This is a genomic window from Alteribacter natronophilus (assembly GCF_006007885.1).
In the GTDB taxonomy this organism is placed as follows: domain Bacteria; phylum Bacillota; class Bacilli; order Bacillales; family Salisediminibacteriaceae; genus Alteribacter; species Alteribacter natronophilus.
The window spans coordinates 1,073,546-1,089,989 of sequence record NZ_VCRO01000001.1; the positions used below are offsets into that span (position 1 = coordinate 1,073,546).

At 48.9% G+C, this 16,444-nt stretch carries 14 protein-coding genes; 1 reads left to right on the forward strand and 13 read right to left on the reverse strand.

The window, feature by feature from the left end; all coding sequences use genetic code 11:
- Positions 1-51: 51 nt before the first annotated feature.
- The 8 genes from FGB90_RS05405 to FGB90_RS05440 form a co-directional block, all read right to left on the reverse strand.
- Positions 52-1,344, reverse strand: a complete 1,293-nt coding sequence (locus tag FGB90_RS05405) for a dihydrolipoamide acetyltransferase family protein (RefSeq protein ID WP_138810034.1) — start codon at positions 1,342-1,344, stop codon at positions 52-54.
- 39 nt (positions 1,345-1,383) lie between these two features.
- Positions 1,384-2,367: an alpha-ketoacid dehydrogenase subunit beta gene (locus tag FGB90_RS05410; protein ID WP_138809514.1), complete on the reverse strand. Its 984-nt coding sequence runs from the start codon at positions 2,365-2,367 to the stop codon at positions 1,384-1,386.
- Positions 2,368-2,371: 4 nt separating this feature from the next.
- Positions 2,372-3,367 (reverse strand): thiamine pyrophosphate-dependent dehydrogenase E1 component subunit alpha, encoded by a 996-nt coding sequence (locus tag FGB90_RS05415; protein WP_138809515.1) that lies wholly within the window; start codon positions 3,365-3,367, stop codon positions 2,372-2,374.
- A gap of 204 nt (positions 3,368-3,571) precedes the next feature.
- Positions 3,572-4,996 (reverse strand): dihydrolipoyl dehydrogenase, encoded by a 1,425-nt coding sequence (lpdA, locus tag FGB90_RS05420; RefSeq protein WP_138809516.1) that lies wholly within the window; start codon positions 4,994-4,996, stop codon positions 3,572-3,574.
- Positions 4,997-5,062: 66 nt separating this feature from the next.
- Entirely contained in the window at positions 5,063-6,190 is a 1,128-nt protein-coding gene (buk, locus tag FGB90_RS05425) for a butyrate kinase (RefSeq protein WP_438502684.1), read from the reverse strand.
- A gap of 68 nt (positions 6,191-6,258) precedes the next feature.
- The gene (bcd, locus tag FGB90_RS05430) at positions 6,259-7,359 is read right to left on the reverse strand and encodes a branched-chain amino acid dehydrogenase (protein ID WP_138809518.1); all 1,101 of its coding nucleotides are present in this window, start codon (positions 7,357-7,359) and stop codon (positions 6,259-6,261) included.
- Between the two features lie 53 nt (positions 7,360-7,412).
- The gene (locus FGB90_RS05435) at positions 7,413-8,318 is read right to left on the reverse strand and encodes a bifunctional enoyl-CoA hydratase/phosphate acetyltransferase (protein ID WP_438502674.1); all 906 of its coding nucleotides are present in this window, start codon (positions 8,316-8,318) and stop codon (positions 7,413-7,415) included.
- A gap of 175 nt (positions 8,319-8,493) precedes the next feature.
- Entirely contained in the window at positions 8,494-10,557 is a 2,064-nt protein-coding gene (locus FGB90_RS05440; protein WP_138809520.1) for a sigma-54 interaction domain-containing protein, read from the reverse strand.
- A 189-nt stretch (positions 10,558-10,746) separates the two neighbouring features.
- Here FGB90_RS05440 and FGB90_RS05445 point away from each other — a divergent pair, with 189 nt between their 5' ends.
- Positions 10,747-10,998, forward strand: a complete 252-nt coding sequence (locus tag FGB90_RS05445; protein WP_138810036.1) for a DUF2627 domain-containing protein — start codon at positions 10,747-10,749, stop codon at positions 10,996-10,998.
- A 52-nt stretch (positions 10,999-11,050) separates the two neighbouring features.
- Here the strand turns inward: FGB90_RS05445 and FGB90_RS05450 are convergent, their stop codons facing one another.
- From FGB90_RS05450 to spoIVB, 5 genes are all read right to left on the reverse strand, one after another.
- The gene (locus FGB90_RS05450; RefSeq protein WP_138809521.1) at positions 11,051-11,857 is read right to left on the reverse strand and encodes a hypothetical protein; all 807 of its coding nucleotides are present in this window, start codon (positions 11,855-11,857) and stop codon (positions 11,051-11,053) included.
- A complete protein-coding gene (locus tag FGB90_RS05455) occupies positions 11,827-12,507 on the reverse strand; it encodes a glycosyltransferase family 2 protein (protein ID WP_138809522.1) in 681 nt (226 codons plus the stop codon). Before FGB90_RS05455 ends, FGB90_RS05450 begins: the two co-directional genes overlap by 31 nt.
- Positions 12,504-13,598: a putative cytokinetic ring protein SteA gene (steA, locus tag FGB90_RS05460; protein ID WP_138809523.1), complete on the reverse strand. Its 1,095-nt coding sequence runs from the start codon at positions 13,596-13,598 to the stop codon at positions 12,504-12,506. The genes FGB90_RS05455 and steA overlap by 4 nt, the downstream gene beginning before the upstream one ends.
- Before the next feature lie 246 nt (positions 13,599-13,844).
- Positions 13,845-14,636 (reverse strand): sporulation transcription factor Spo0A, encoded by a 792-nt coding sequence (spo0A, locus tag FGB90_RS05465; protein ID WP_138809524.1) that lies wholly within the window; start codon positions 14,634-14,636, stop codon positions 13,845-13,847.
- A 253-nt stretch (positions 14,637-14,889) separates the two neighbouring features.
- Positions 14,890-16,170 (reverse strand): SpoIVB peptidase, encoded by a 1,281-nt coding sequence (spoIVB, locus tag FGB90_RS05470; protein WP_246056058.1) that lies wholly within the window; start codon positions 16,168-16,170, stop codon positions 14,890-14,892.
- Positions 16,171-16,444 lie beyond the last annotated feature (274 nt).

Here is a 16,444-nt window from a genome sequence, read left to right on the forward strand (position 1 = left end):
AAACAGTAAGACCCCTCAGCTGAGCTGAGAGGTCCTGGATTAAAATGACGATCAGTATAGTCGGATCGTATCTCCGTTCATATTTTCAAGAGTATTCTTAACATCCGCCATAAACTTGCCGCAGATAAGCCCGTCCAGTACTCTGTGGTCCAGTGACATACAGAGATTAACCATGTGCCGGACAGCAATCGCATCGTTGTCAAGGACAACCGGTTTTTTCACAATTGATTCCACACTGAGAATCGCAGCCTGGGGATGGTTGATAATCGGCTGGCTCTGTACGGAACCGAATGAACCGGTGTTGTTTACCGTAAACGTGCCGCCCTGCATATCCGCCTGAGTGATACTTCCTGTTCTCACCCGTCCTGCAAGTTCATCAATCTGGCGGGCAAGACCTTTAATCGTCTGTTCGTCAGCATGCTTTATCACAGGTACGAACAGGGACTCTTCCGTCGCTACGGCAAGAGAAATGTGAACGTCTTTGTGACGGACAATTTTGTCTCCCTGCCAGCTGGAATTGATTTGCGGATACTTCTTCAGTCCGTCTACAACAGCTTTAACAAAGAACGGAAGGAATGTAAGCTTCATGTCCTCCTGTTCCGCAAAGGACTGTTTCACTTTATTTCTGTACTTTACAAGGTCAGTAACGTCAACTTCAACCATCATCCAGGCATGCGGGGCTTCATGCTTTGATTTAACCATGTTCTGGGCAATGGCTTTCCTTACACCGGAAACAGGGATTTCTTCTGTGCGCCCTTTTGAAACAGGCTGAGGTGATGGAGCCTGTACAGGAGCCTCCTCCTGTGCCTGGCGCGCCGTTTCTTTTGCAGCCATTTCTTCCGGTGCAGGCTGTCTGCCGGCAGCAGGTTCACGAGGCTTTTCATCCTGCTTCGGCACAGAGCCGGTATCGATCAGCTTCTGAAGATCCTTGCGGGTGATCCTTCCTCCCCGCCCTGAACCTGTTACCTGCTCAAGGTTGATTGAGTGTTCCTGAGCGAGTCTGAGAACAGCAGGAGAATAACGTTTCTTCTCGGATGTGTCCGCCTGTGCCGGCTCATCTGTACTTTCCTCTCCGGAAGAAGCTTCAGGAACAGGGGAAGATGCACTTTCCTCCGCTTCCTCACCTTCCACGTTCATTGTACAGATGACTTCACCGACGCTGATGGTCTCATCTTCGCCGGCAATAAGTTCGGCGATGGTACCGGCGTAGGATGATGGGACTTCCGCGTTTACTTTATCGGTCATTACTTCTGCAATAGGATCGTATTTATTTACCTGGTCGCCGGGTCCGACGAGCCATTTTGTAATCGTTCCTTCTGTCACACTTTCCCCAAGCTGGGGCATTGTAATATTAGTCGCCACTTTCAGGCACCTCCGGTTCGTTTAAAATTCAGCCAGATCTCGCATGGCAGCTTCAACTTTATCTGCATTGACCATAAACTCTTTTTCCATCGTTGGTGCATAAGGCATCGCAGGAACATCCGGGCCAGCCAGGCGTTTAACCGGCGCATCGAGGTCAAACAGGCACTCCTCGGAAATAATGGCGGATACTTCGCTCATGATACTTCCTTCCTTATTGTCTTCTGTGACAAGGAGTACTTTTCCTGTTTTCTTCGCCGCTTCCACAATGGCTTCACGGTCAAGCGGGTAAACAGTACGCAGGTCAAGGATGTGGGCACTGTACCCGTCTTTTTCCAGCTGTTCGGCAGCCTGCATGGCAAAGTGGACACAGAGACCGTATGTAATTACGGTAATATCCTCTCCCTCACGCTTCACATCTGCTTTTCCAAGCGGAAGAGTATAATCTTCTTCAGGAACCTCGCCTTTAATCAGACGGTAGGCGCGCTTGTGCTCAAAGAACAGTACCGGATCGTCATCGCGAATCGCGGCTTTAAGGAGTCCTTTTACATCGTACGGTGTTGATGGAATGACAATTTTCAGGCCCGGTACGTTCGCAAACAGCGCTTCAACGGACTGGGAATGATAAAGAGCACCGTGTACCCCGCCCCCGAATGGTGCACGGACGGTGATCGGGCATTGCCAGTCATTGTTTGACCGGTAGCGGATTTTCGCAGCTTCCGATACGATCTGGTTAACAGCAGGCATAATGAAATCTGCAAACTGCATTTCCGCAATCGGACGCATCCCGTACATGGCCGCACCGATTCCGACACCGGCAATAGCCGATTCAGCCAGCGGTGTATCAAGTACGCGGTATTCCCCGAACTGATCGTAAAGTCCGTCTGTGGCGCGGAATACTCCTCCGCGGCGCCCGACATCCTCTCCAAGAACGAACACGTTGTCGTCCCGCTCCATTTCCTCTCTGATTGCCATAGTTACTGCTTCAATATAGGATTTGACAGCCATCGAATCATTCCCCTCCGTATACGTGATCGTAAGCCGTAGAAGCATCAGCGTAAGGTGCTTTTTCAGCGTAATCCGTTGCTTCGTCGATCACTTTTCTGAGTCGGTCTTTCATTTCCGTTTCCTTATCTTCTGTCAGAACGCCGGCTTCACGCAGGTAGTCACCAAAAGTAAAGATGGCATCCAGCTTCTTCGCTTCCTCCACTTCCGAACGCTCACGGTAAACACTGTCATCATCGTCACTTGAATGGGGCGTCAAACGGTAGGAAACCGTTTCAATCAGGGATGGTCCTTCACCGCTCAGTGCGCGGATCCGTGCGTTTTTAACTGCTTCATATACTGCAAGCGGATCATTTCCGTCCACAGTTTCCCCGTGGATGCCATACCCGACTGCCCGGTCTGATACTTTTTCACAGTTAAGCTGCTTGTCATACGGAACAGAAATGGCGTATTTATTGTTCTCACACATAAAAATGACAGGCAGGTCGTGCACACTTGCAAAGTTTACACCTTCATGGAAGTCTCCCTGGTTGGAAGAACCTTCTCCGAACGTTGTAAAGCTTACAAATTCCTCACCTTTCATCTTGGCTGCAAGAGAGATTCCTACAGCGTGGGGAACCTGAGTCGTTACCGGGGATGAGCCTGTTACGATTCTGTTCTTCTTCTGACCGAAATGGCCCGGCATCTGACGCCCGCCGGAGTTTGGATCCTCGGCTTTCGCAAATCCGGAAAGCATCAGGTCTTTTGGAGTCATGCCGAAAGCAAGAACTACACCCATATCACGGTAATAAGGGAGAACGTAATCCACATCCCGGTCAAGAGCCATAGCTGCTCCTACCTGGGCTGCTTCCTGTCCCTGGCAGGAAATCACAAACGGAATCTTACCAGCACGGTTTAACAGCCACATCCGCTCGTCAATCATCCGGGCTAGAAGCATCTGCTCGTACATTTCAAGTACACTTTCATCAGTCAATCCTAATTGTTCATGGCGCTGTTCAGCCATTATGTTCCCTCCTTTAATTCGTAAACCACTGATTTTTGCTCTTTACGTAAGATTGCTGTATTACTCCAATACAGGCGGACGCTTTCCGCGGGCAGGACCTTAACCTTCTCTCGCCTGCGGTGTCTTCTGCTCCTGCTTTTCCCGCCGGAGTCATCGCCTTTCGTTTCATACACTTCTTGTTAAAAGCAGCAGTCTCTCCATTTATCAGCTGTGAATGGCTTTTCCGTCAACTGCGAGAGCTGCTTCTCCAACTGCTTCAGAGAGGCTCGGGTGTGGATGAATTGTTTCTGCCACTTCCCAGTGTGCTGCATCGAGCATCTTTGCCACTGCTGCTTCGGAAATCATGTCCGTTACGTGCGGGCCAATCATATGAACACCGAGAAGGTCGTCTGTTTTCGCATCGGAGACGAACTTAACAAATCCTGTTGTATCGCCGTATACGAGTGCCTTCCCGATCGCCTTGAAAGAAAAGGTTCCCGTCTTCACTTCATAGCCGCGCTCTTTTGCAGCCTGCTCGGTAAGACCGACATTGGCAACTTCCGGTGAGGAATACGTACATTTGGCTACCTGGTCAGGATCCACATAGTGACCTCCGTCACCAAACATGTGCTCAACAGCTGCTATTCCCTCATGGGATGCCACGTGGGCAAGCTGAAGACCGCCAATTACATCACCGATTGCATAAATATGGGATTCCTTCGTCTGGTAATTCTCATTAACAGCGATAAAGCCTTTCTCAACCTTAATATCCGTGTTCTGAAGGCCGATATCATCCACGTTGGCTGCACGGCCGACGGAGACCAGCACTTTTTCCGCGGAAACGGCTTTCGTCTCTTCCTTGTGCTCATAAGGAACCGTCATCATGTCGTCCTGCTGTTCAACCTGATCTGCCTTTACCTTTGCGTCGGTGATAACTGTAACACCTTTCTTCTTCAGGGCCCGTTTCATTTCTTTGGAAATATCCTCATCCTCAAGCGGGAGAACGCGGGAAGCGTATTCAAGAATGGTTACATCCACACCGAAATCAGCCAGCATGGAGGCCCATTCAACCCCGATCACACCGCCGCCGATGATGGCAATTGATTCAGGAAGGGATTCCATCTTCAGGGCATCATCCGATGAAAGTACCGTAGTTCCGTTCAGTTCCAGTCCCGGGAGCGTCCGCGGATGACTGCCTGTTGCGATCAGAACATGCTTCGGTACGATCATGGCATTATCGGTTCCATCGTTATTCTCCACACTGATCGTTCCCGGAGACGGTGAAAAGATGGAAGGTCCGAGTATGCGGCCGAAGCCTTCAAAAACATCGATTTTACCTTTTTTCATAAGGTGCTGTACACCTTTATACAGCTGGTCGACGATCTTGTCCTTACGCTTCTGCACCTGACTGAAGTCAAGTTCGGCCGTTCCTGCATTCACGCCAAATTCACTGCTTTTCTTTACTGTCTGATAAACTTCTGCACTTCTCAGAAGCGCCTTACTCGGAATACAGCCGTTGTGCAGGCACGTGCCTCCAAGTTTTCCTTTTTCCACGATCGCAACGGACGCGCCGAGCTGTGCAGCACGAATTGCTGCAACGTAGCCGCCGGTACCCGCTCCAAGTATTACGAGATCGTATTCATGAGCCATAGGTTACTCCTCCTCTTATAACCTCTCATGAGGGTACGGACATTGCCGCACCCTTTCCGAGGCTGTTCAGTTAACCGTTTTACCGGGGCTGACCCGGTTTTTCGTATATTCCTTTGGATTTTCCTCGTTCCTCAGTACTCTGAGTGCGCCTTCTGCAAGAGCCTCCAGTTCGTTTTCACCAGGCTTGATGATGACATCACAGATCCAGTGAACCCGCTCGGTAATCTTCTGGACAAACTCTTTCCCGTAGGCAAGCCCTCCGGTAAGAATGATCGCCTCGGCTTCACCTTTTAAGACGGCACCGGCTGCTGCAATTTCCTTGGCAACCTGGTACGCCATGGCATCGTAAACAAGTTCAGCCCGGTCATCCCCGGAAGCAATCCTTTTTTCAACTTCCACAGCGTCATTTGTACCAAGATAACCGACCAGACCGCCCTGGCCGACAATCTTTTTCATCACTTCAGCAGAATAATACTCCCCGCTGTAGCACATGGCCACAAGATCACCGGCAGGTACCGTGCCTGCCCGTTCGGGAGAAAACGGTCCTTCTCCGTGAAGTCCGTTGTTTACATCGATTACCCGGCCCTGACGGTGGGCTCCAATGGTAATCCCTCCGCCCATATGCACAACAATCAGGTTCATTTCCTCGTAACTGCGACCCTGATCACGGGCTACTTTTCTGGCCACAGCTTTCTGATTAAGCGCATGAAAAATACTTTTTCTTTCAAAGTCTGCAAACCCGGAAATGCGCGCTACATTCTCCAGCTCGTCCACCACGACAGGGTCCACGATATAGGAGGGGATATTAAACTGCCGGGCAATTTCATTGGCCACAATGCCTCCCAGGTTTGATGCATGCTGGCCCGAGTATCCTTCCCGCAGGTCTGCAAGCATCAGGTCATTCACTTCATACGTGCCGCCTTCGATCGGCCTGAGAAGACCGCCTCTGCCTACAACGGCAGAAAGCTTGGACAGGTTGATACCCTGGCTGTCAAGAGTTTCCAGAATCGCCTGTTTCCTAAACGCGTACTGATCAATGATGGAATCGTATTGAGCAAGCGTATCGCGGTCATGGCGGAGCGTCTCCTCCATAATCGCCCGTTCATTATCAAAGATGCCTATTTTCGTGGATGTCGAACCTGGATTGATTGCCAGTATACGGTGTTCTCTTTGTTCCAATTTGTTTACCTCCATCATTTAAGCCCGGCAGAGCAGAGACCTGTGTACAGCTGCTTTTGCTCTGCCAAAGCCTGCAATACTGTTTATCTTCTTCCCCGGCTCATAATATTCAGGCCGTTCTGAAGGAACTGTTTTCTGGATTTTCTCATCGTCTGAATGCGTTCTTCCGCCATACGGTCTGCTGCCGCGTACGAAGGAATGTTATCACGCTTTGCAATTTCAAAGATCTTGGAAATGTTATCATAGATCGTCTCAACTTTTTTCATTGCCCGCTCACGGTTGTAGCCGTTCAGTTCGTCAGCTACGTTAATAACCCCGCCGGAATTTATAACATAATCCGGGGCGTAGATCATTCCTTTTTCTTCAAGAAGTTCCCCGTGTCGTGTATCCTTAAGCTGGTTGTTGGCCGCTCCGGCAATCACTTTCGCCTTGAGCTGGGACAGCGTCTCATCGTTAACAGTGGCACCAAGAGCACAAGGTGCATAAATGTCACAATCAACGCTGTAGATATCGTCCACACTTACTGATTCTGCCCCGAATTCCTCAACAGCCCGGGCAACCGCTTCTTCATTAATATCAGTCACAATAAGTTTGGCGCCTTCTTTGTGAAGATGGCGGCACAGGTTGTATGCAACATTTCCGATCCCCTGTACAGCGACGCGTCTGCCTTCAAGTGAATCCGTTCCGAAAGCTTCTTTGGCTGCAGCTTTCATTCCTACATATACACCGTAGGCAGTTACCGGAGACGGGTTACCGGAAGAGCCGAATGCCGGGGAGATGCCGGTAACGTAGTCTGTCTCCTGATAGACAAGATCCATATCCTCTACAGTGGTCCCCACATCCTCAGCAGTAATGTATCGGCCGTTTAAACCCTGGATATAGCGGCCGAAAGCACGGAACATGGCTTCATTTTTATCCTTTCTCGGATCACCGATGATAACCGTTTTACCGCCTCCGAGGTTAAGACCTGCTGCAGCGTTTTTATAAGTCATCCCTTTTGCAAGGCGGAGTGCATCCTCAAATGCCTGCTCCTCAGTTTCGTAGGTCCACATCCGTGTGCCCCCGAGTGCCGGCCCAAGGGTTGTATCATGTATGGCAATTATGGCTTTCAGTCCTGATTCCTGGTCCTGGCAGACCACAACCTGTTCGTAATCGTAGCTTTCCATATACTTAAAGATTTTCATTTTGCATCCTCCTCTTATTTAAAGCGCTTCTTTTCTGTGCTGATGTTTCCGGTTTATTCTGCTGCTGCTGCAGCAAGTGTAATTGAAAAAAGTTTACTGTCGGAGGAGTCAGCCCGGCTCGTAAGCACGATCGGCACTTTTGCACCGGTGATCAGACCGCCGACTTTCCCTTTTCCGAATATCGTCAGTGATTTATAAAGAGCGTTGCCGGTTTCAATAGCGGGTACAACGAGTATATCCGCAGCTCCGGCCACCTCGGACTGAATCCCTTTCTGAGTTGCCGCCTCGCTGGACACTGCAAGATCAAAAGCGAGAGGTCCATCTATCGTGCACCCTTTAATCTGGCCCCTGCGGTTCATCTGAGTTAAAGCAGCGGCGTGCATCGTCGCTTCCATTGCAGGGTTAACTGTTTCAACTGCAGCTAAAACAGCAACTTTCGGATTGGAGAATCCAATCTTTCTTGCTGTATCCACAGCGTTGGCAGTAATCTCCGTTTTTTCCTTCAGATCCGGTGCAATATTCATGGCAGCATCGGTAAGAAAGAGGAGGCTTTCTCTGTCAGGTAAGTCAAACGCGGCCACGTGGGAAAGAACTCCACTGCCTCTCAGCCCCGTTTCTTTATTCAGGACCGCCTTTAAAAGAACAGAAGTGGAGGTCATCCCTTTCATGAGTATATCCGCTTCATGATCCCTGATCAGTTTTACAGCTGACGCTGCAGATTCCACCGGGTCCGAAGTATCCCTGATTCCCCATAGAGAACTGTCTTCCTTAAGACCGGCTTCTTCTGCAAGCTCACGGAGCTCTTTTTCAGGTCCGGTGAAAATGAATTTACCGAGCCCTTCCTCCATGGCGCGAAGTGCTGCCGTGAAAATACCCTTATCGACAGCGTGGGCTACAGCGAATATCTTCTGATTTCCCGGGCTGGATTTTACCCGGTCGGTTAACTGGTCCAGATTCAATATGATCCCGCCTTTCATGATGAAGACCATCTGCATATTATGTAATGCAAGAATGATGCCAAAAAACAAAATGAACGAAAACGCTTACAGAGGGTCAGGCAGCCTTAAAAATCCAGCGAATGTTCCATGAATAGTATTTCATACTGCGCAAAAAATTGCACGCACACTTTTGCAATCATGAGTCTTTTTCCATTCTGTCGAGCTTATAGTAGAGACTTCGAACCGACAGTCCGAGCATTTCCGCCGTTTTCGTTTTATTACCGTCAGTTTTCGCAAGTGTATCCATAATTATCTGTTTTTCATGTGCCGCCAGCTGCTTTTTTAACGTCCTGGTATCATCACCGGCATCCGGGACCCTGTCATATGCTGTGATCCCCTTTCCCTCAGTCAGTGCCGGCAGATGTTCACTTCCGATCCTGTGAATGGAATAATGCATGTGAATCATGGCCCGGCCAAGGATATTTTCAAGTTCCCTCACATTCCCCGGCCAGTCGTATTCGGAGAGCCTTTCAAGAGCCTCACCGGTAAGACCTTCCACATTCCTCCCGTAATCCTGATTCAGCTTCGTCAGCAGGTGATTGCACAGTGCAGCCAGATCCTGTTTCCGCTGTCTCAGAGGAGGAATCTGGATCGGCATCCGGTTAAGCCGGTAATACAAGTCACTCCTGAACTCATTAAGTGCCATTTTTTCTTCCAGATTAACGTTGGTTGCCGCCACGACACGAACGTCAATGTCCATTGTTTTGGTACTCCCGACCCGGACTACTTCTTTTTCCTGAAGAACCCGGAGAAGCTTTGCCTGGGTCTGGCTGCTCAGTTCTCCGATCTCATCCAGGAAAATGGTGCCGCCATGGGCTTCTTCAAATAGTCCTTTTTTTCCACCGCGGCGGGCGCCGGAAAACGCCCCTTCCTCATAACCGAAAAGTTCACTTTCCAGAAGACTTTCGGAAATCGCTGCACAGTTTACTCTTACAAACTTGTTGTACTTTCTGTCACTGGCATTATGTATGGCATGGGCAAAAAGCTCTTTACCGGTGCCCGATTCCCCCCGCAGCAGGATCGTGGCAGGTGTCTGCGCAGCCATTTTAGCCTGTTCGATTGCAAGGTGAAATTCTTCGGACTGCCCGATAATATCATCAAAAGTATATTTGGCTTCCAGCGTCCGGATAATCTGCTTCGCCCTTTCAAGCTCACTGTTGAGCGTCTCCAGTTCCGATACGTCATGGATAACCCCTACACTGCCCTTAAGCATGCCGTCAACAATGACCGGCGCAACGTTAACAAGAACGTCCTTTCTTTTCGGGCCCACCTTCATTCTCACTCCGCGGACAGGTTTTCTCGTCTTCAGAACCTGAAGGTGCATGCTCTTTCCCTCTGAAATATCCGTGGTCGCAGGTTTGGAGAGCACTTCCTCTGACGTAAGACCGGTAAGCCTTGTGTATGCCGGATTAATAATAAGTCCTTTACCCTCTTCATCCACTACACTGATTGCATCATCCGATGAGTGGATTATGGCTTCGAGCATCGTCTGAACACTTTTGAGATTGGTTACTTCCTCCGCCATCTGCTCAATTTCAGTAATATCCTTAAATACGCTCAGTGCCCCGATTATCCGGTTCCCCTGCTTCATCGGGAAGCGGGTAGCTATAATCGTCCGGTTCTTCCGGATCGCCTGGCGTTTATTTCTTTCGGTTTTCCCTGTATGTAATACTTTCGGCAGTTCGCTTGACGGCAGCACTTTACTGATCGGCCTGCCGAGGACATTTTCCTTTCTCAGTCCCGACATTTCCTCGGCCATGCTGTTAATAAGTGTAATCTTCTCGTCACTGTCAATGGCGATCATACCGTCGTGAGTGGAATTAAGTACAAGTTCGAGCTTTGAGAAGTGTTCGGTCTTCTCTTCAATCAGCTTTTCCTTTTCCTCGATGAGGTAAAAGAGAATCGAAGCCACCGAACTCGGGATGAGGGTTACATCCTGCCCCGAGAATTCCTGTTTCAGTTCTGCGAGAAGATGAGGGTTTCCCGTTACTTCAATCACGGCATCCAGCGGCTTCAGCTCTGCAGCAGCTCTGCGCCAGTCTGTAAAAAAAGGAAGTTCATGCTCAGCCGCTTTTTTTGCACCGATGCTTTCCTTGTCGAGATCGACTACTCCCGTCACTCTCGTAAACGCTGTTCTGTGCAGCAGATCAAACAGAGCACTCCCGCCCCGTCCGCCGCCAATCAAAAGAATCCGTTTCATCACCCCAGCTCCTTCCTCCGGTTCTATTGTACCCTTTCTGCAATTTCTTTCATAGAATTACTTATTTCCGCTTTAACCTCCACTGTATCACAGGAAAGTTCCAGAAATGTTCACGATGTAAGGTTTGCGGACATGGATTTCTTGCTATAAAATAAAGGTGACTAACCGGAAAGGATTTTTCAGATGACTATCCAGCGTTTTCTTGCACTAATGGTTCTCGTTATTCCCGCTGTCTTCGCAGGATACGGGATCAAACTGATGCGGGACACCGTTTTTAATATTCTAAATCCCCCATATCCGTTTCTTATGCTCCAGTTTTTCGCAGGCCTTGTGGCCCTTATTCTCGGAGTCTGGTTTATCGGCGGATTCATCCTGCACAGGGACCGGAAAAACAATAAAGTTGCCCCCCGGTTCCGTCTTAAGGAAAACAAGTCTCCGTGAATGACTGAAGGCTGCCCGAAAAGTGTATTCCACTTATTTCAGGTCAGCCTTTTTAATTTTTCTCCGCTCTTCTGCCTGCCTGATCGATAACGCTCAGGACCCTGGATCCTGCTATCACCCTGCTGAAAGACCATTTCTCAGATAGAATTGTCAGGCAGACAGCAGCTGCCGAAACAGTAGTCCATAACGTCAGGGAACCTGTGTTTACGCACGCAGCAGCAGCTATTGCTCCTGCCGTCATGGCCCCGTTATCCCCGAGCATTGTCCGCTCTCCCCCTTCCTCTCTTGCCCACAGCAGAAACAGGATGACAATCCCCGGAATGTAAAAGAGCCCTTTATTCAATATTGCAGGTACAATAAGAACCGCTGCACAGGTTTTCAGTACTCTTAATGGCCTTGTATCAAGAAGATTGAACACATGGGGAAGCAGGACCAGAAAAGGCACGATTATTACAGACTCCAGGATACTGATTTGCCCCTCCCTGACAAGGATCCCGGCAAAAATCAGGCCTGCCAGAGTTCCTCCGGCTGCTTTAAACAGCCCTGTAGTGACCCGTCTGTATCGGAATAAGTACATACAGTGCCCTTTTACGCCTTTTGGATATGATAAACCGTAACGATCGTCCACCCAACCGAGCGCCCATACGGTAAACACATACCAGAAAGAGGAACCGGTCAGTCCCATAGTGCCTGCAAACAGGAAGTCAAGACCTGCCCACAGTAAAATCACAGTCCCGAAATTATAGGGTACCTGACTCCCTTTGTAGTTCAGAACTGTGAGCCCTTTATTTCTGAATAAGAAGGAAGTTCCTGCGTAAAATACGACGATTACAACAGGGATCCAGAGGTTCGTTGCCATAAAAGCCTCTCCATTTCATACCACTGCCGTGAGCGGTGCAGCATACCAGTCACAGTCCGGCCATATCCATTATGGGACATATTCGTTTTTACTTCCTGTAAAACCGCCCCGTTCGCAAGCAGATCAAAATTACACGCCATTTCAAAACCATACCGGCAGTGCCTGACGTCTTCGGAAAGGACATTTTTCCACTTTCTGTGAAAAGCACGCTGGCCTGAAAGGGGGCTGGTAAGACTGACACCAAACCGGTCCCGTATGACCTTGCACGCACGCCGTTTCATAAAACCGAACCCTCCGCCCTTCTGAGACTGAGGAAAAGCACCGACTGTAACGTCCGCAATGCCTTCCATCAGGGGCGTGAGGAGTTTTTCTGCTTCAGGGGCTGTATGACCAAGATCTGCATCCAGAAGCATTACGTAATCACCCTTTGACTGGGTGAGCCCCGTAACAGCTGCAGCTGCCTTGCCCTGATTCACGTGAAAACGGTACATTTCATCTGCATAACGGGCAGCCCGGGTATATGTGTCGTCAGTGCTTCCATCGTCAATTACAATAATTCTTTCGATCCAGTCAGCCTCCCGAACAGATTTAAGCGTCGTCGTAATTCTTTCACCTTCGTTATAAGCGGGAATGATAAGATCCACCTTCACTGCTCCCGACCTCCCTGTTTCCGGCCGCTTTCCAGACGGGAATGCTCCAGAACTTCCATCCTTGCTGCCCGCCTGCTCTGCCGGCTCAGGAACGGCAGTTCACTGCCGGACTTCAAATCACTGATCCTGGTACCCAGGTACGCTCTGGTGAGTATCGTGGACCCCATACCTTCCCGGTTTTTCTCAAGCATTTCCTGATACCCGGAACGACATCCGATGGTAAATATGCCGGCTGCTCCGGATACTCCTGCAATCATGATGGCCAGATCCTCACTCATCCCCGGAAACGCCCTCACCTCACAGCTGATCCCGCATGCTTTCAGCCTTTCTTTTCCCGGACTCGTACCATCAGGATAGGCGTGTGCTATAAAACGGCAGTTTAACCCGGAAGCCCCTGCCGGAAGGGAATCCATATCCCCGGTAATAACATCCGGTACAATCCCTTCTTCGATCAGTCCCTCTGCTGCCCCGTCAACAGCAATCACAACGGTTCCCGCTTCCTTAAAAGCGGATTTCCAGCAGCGAATTTCCTCCCTGTACCCTGCTCCACGGGCAATAACAAATACTCGTTTTCCTTCAAGTCCCTCCAGTGGTTCCAGTGCATGCACACCCGCAATAAATTCCCTCAGCCCTTCTGCTGCGTGGGAGAGGGAGTTTTCCATAAAGGAAGTAAATACCTCAGCTTCCCGGAAAGCGGCTTTCTCCCTGCAGCGTTTAAAGGCGGGTTCATCCCATCTGTACACCTCAGTAGCCTGAGTCCAAATCCCTTTTTCTCCTGTATATAGGGCACTGCCTGCAATTGCGATTGCCATGGGGCCTTCAGTCGGACAAAAGCTGCTTCCTTCCACTACATCAAAGAGAGGTATCTGTTTATTTAAGAAGACTGCCACGCCCTCATGATTAAAACGTCCGGTCATTGAACAGTCCAGATTTACCACGGCCTTTACACCTCTGTAGACGAGTGATTCTGCAGCGGTCTGATCCAGATCCCTGTGGGACAAAAAGGCAATGGAGCCTGCCGGGATTTCCTGAGCCAGTTTTTTTGTTATCCGGTTGAAATAGCCTGTTCCGGTTATTGCAGTTCTGCCCACACCCTCGTCCTCCTGTAAAAAAATGATTACGGATAGTATGACCAGGAGGAGGGAGTTTCAACCAGTATGGAAAGCGAATTTATTAGACTCCACTCCACTGGAATTACAAAACCCTGACAAGTCAGTTTTGTTCACTGAGCCTGCCCTGATTGTTACCGGGTTTATTTTTTCAAACAGCATTAAAAAGACTGTACACCATGGGGACGCTCGTCCCCACGATGTACAGCCTCATGATCTGCCGTCTTTTCAGCTGACTTTGTGTTCAATGCGGAGTTTATCCGCCACCATCGCAATAAACTCGGAGTTTGTTGGTTTTGCCTTGCTTACACTCACAGTGTAACCGAACATTTTGGAAATGGATTCAATATTCCCGCGGCTCCACGCCACTTCAATTGCGTGACGGATAGCCCGTTCCACCCGGCTCGCGGTGGTGTTATATTTTTTTGCAATGTCAGGATAAAGGACCTTGGTAATGGACCCGAGAAGCTCAATGTCATTATAAACCATGGTAATGGCTTCACGCAGGTACATATAGCCCTTGATGTGTGCAGGCACTCCAATTTCATGAATAATGCTTGTAATGCTTGCATCAAGGTTCATCGGTTTGTTTTCCTTACGCAGCGAACTGCTTCCGCCGGACGATTTTTTCACGTAGGCTGAACCATTGCCGCTGACGTCACGGACTTTGCTGATGAGTGTATCCATATCAAAAGGTTTAAGGATGTAGTAGGAAGCCCCCAGCTCCACAGCTTTTTTCGTCACGTCTTCCTGACCGAACGCTGTCAGCATAATAATGTTCGGACGCTTCTGAAGATCGAGATCATTAATTTTCTCAAGTACGGCAAGACCATCAAGATGAGGCATAATAATATCTAAAATAAGGACATCCGGCTGTTCCTCGGCAACAAGATCCAGACACTCCTGACCGTTGTAGGCTTTCCCGGTTACTTCCATATCTTCCTGTGATTCAATGTATTCCTCAAGCAGCATAACAAGTTCACGGTTGTCATCCGCCACACATACTTTAACTGTTTGCAATTTAATTTCCTCCCCATGCCAATTTCACTTCTTGATGATATAGATTCGACAAGCAGAAATCATATCCTCTTCAAATTCTTATTTTTTCTAAAAAAACTTATCTTTTCTTTTGTTTTTAAACGTATTCTCCGATTTTCGACCTCAATCGATTTTAACAGTCAGCATAACCCACTGTTTGTCGAATTATCTTTACCGATCATATCACAGTCACCGAAAAAGAAAAACAGCCTGCCGGTAATACCGGCTGACTGTTTCAGCTTGCTCTCGCTTCTTTTGTTTCTTTTCCGAGATCCACCCCTGCTTCCTGGAGCATCCATTCGATATGACACCCGTACCCGGAGGTCGGGTCATTCACAAACACATGGGTGACTGCACCGACAACCCGGTTATTCTGGATAATCGGACTACCGCTCATTCCCTGAACAATTCCACCTGTTGCTTCAAGGAGTTCCGGATCAGTCACTTTAATCACCATTCCTTTGGTGGCAGGGAACTTCTGAATTGTGCTGCTGACAATTTCAATCGAGAATTTCCGGACCTCTTCCCCGTTTACGACAGTGAGAATTTCTGCAGGGCCTTCTTCCACCTGGTGGGAAAGACCGATTTCCATCGGTTCATCCCATGACCCGTTACTCACATCGTCGTTGAGTTTACCGAAAATACCAAACGCGCTGTTTTTATTTATATCCCCGAGTACTTTCCGTTCACTTGAAAAACGTGCCAGTTTTTCACCGGGCTCACCATTAAGCCCTTTTTCAATTGAAGTGACCCTCGAAGACAAAATTTCTCCATCATTAACCTGCAGCGGTTCTTTCGTGTCCATATCTGAGATCACATGTCCAAGTGCACCATACTTTTTTGAATCCGGGTCGTAAAAGGTGAGTGTACCGACCCCGGCTGCTGAATCACGGATATACAGTCCAAGCCGGTAGGAGAATTCACCTTTGGCTTTCTCGGGTGTCAGTTCGGTATTAAACATCCTGTCTCCCCGTTTAACCTCAAGCTTTAGTGGTGAATTCTCTTCCCCGGCTTTTTGCACAACAGCCGAAATTTCACTCATATCCTTAATTTGCATACCGTTCATTTTTGTAATCATATCGCCGACTTCCACTCCGGCTTTTTCTCCCGGAGACTTCGTACCCTCTTCCGTATCAATTAAGTGATGACCGACCACGAGCACACCTTGGGTATGTACCCGCACTCCGATCGACTGACCACCGGGTATTATTTTTTTCTCAGGCAGCACAGTAACATTCATTGTTTTTAACGGGAAACCGGCCACCCCCAGCTGTACTTTTGAACTGCCAGGTCTTGCCCCTTCCAATGTTGTGCGGCTGTCCTGCGAAAATACCTCCACTGTCTCATCTGAATGAATGACATCCAGTGCTGCCGGTACGGCAAACTCCTGCCCTTCAAAGAATAAGATATCAGCCGGTGTGTCAACATACTGCTGAAGAGGAGGATAAAACGCAGCGCTGAACAGCACGACAAGGAGAATTGCCCCAATGGCTTTTTTTATTAGTCCTTTTTTCAATCGCTTTTCACTCTCCTCGCTCCCGACCTGCACCCCCATCATGGCTGTATCTATAGAGTAGCCTTGAAAATGGCCCTTTATAACAGGAAGATATAGAAAATGAACGGCGAAATTCCGTTATGACAGTTATTTCAGCAGTAAAGGCAGATATTGTACTAAAAGGCTCTTTTTTAGAACATTGCTGGTTTATGACGCTATAGGTGGCGCTTGCCACTGGCAGGGCCTGAGCCCTGTATCTGCTTTGGAAAACGCAAAATAAGCGTCAGGGAAATTC

Coding starts and splice junctions, on each gene's coding strand:
- lpdA (WP_138809516.1), bottom strand. CDS start 4,996: ATGGCTCATGAATACGATCTCGTAATACTTGGAGCGGGTACCGGCGGC.
- FGB90_RS05450 (WP_138809521.1), bottom strand. CDS start 11,857: ATGGCAACGAACCTCTGGATCCCTGTTGTAATCGTCGTATTTTACGCA.
- buk (WP_438502684.1), bottom strand. CDS start 6,190: ATGGAGGTAAACAAATTGGAACAAAGAGAACACCGTATACTGGCAATC.
- bcd (WP_138809518.1), bottom strand. CDS start 7,359: ATGAAAATCTTTAAGTATATGGAAAGCTACGATTACGAACAGGTTGTG.
- FGB90_RS05410 (WP_138809514.1), bottom strand. CDS start 2,367: ATGGCTGTCAAATCCTATATTGAAGCAGTAACTATGGCAATCAGAGAG.
- FGB90_RS05415 (WP_138809515.1), bottom strand. CDS start 3,367: ATGGCTGAACAGCGCCATGAACAATTAGGATTGACTGATGAAAGTGTA.
- FGB90_RS05440 (WP_138809520.1), bottom strand. CDS start 10,557: ATGAAACGGATTCTTTTGATTGGCGGCGGACGGGGCGGGAGTGCTCTG.
- FGB90_RS05405 (WP_138810034.1), bottom strand. CDS start 1,344: ATGCCCCAGCTTGGGGAAAGTGTGACAGAAGGAACGATTACAAAATGG.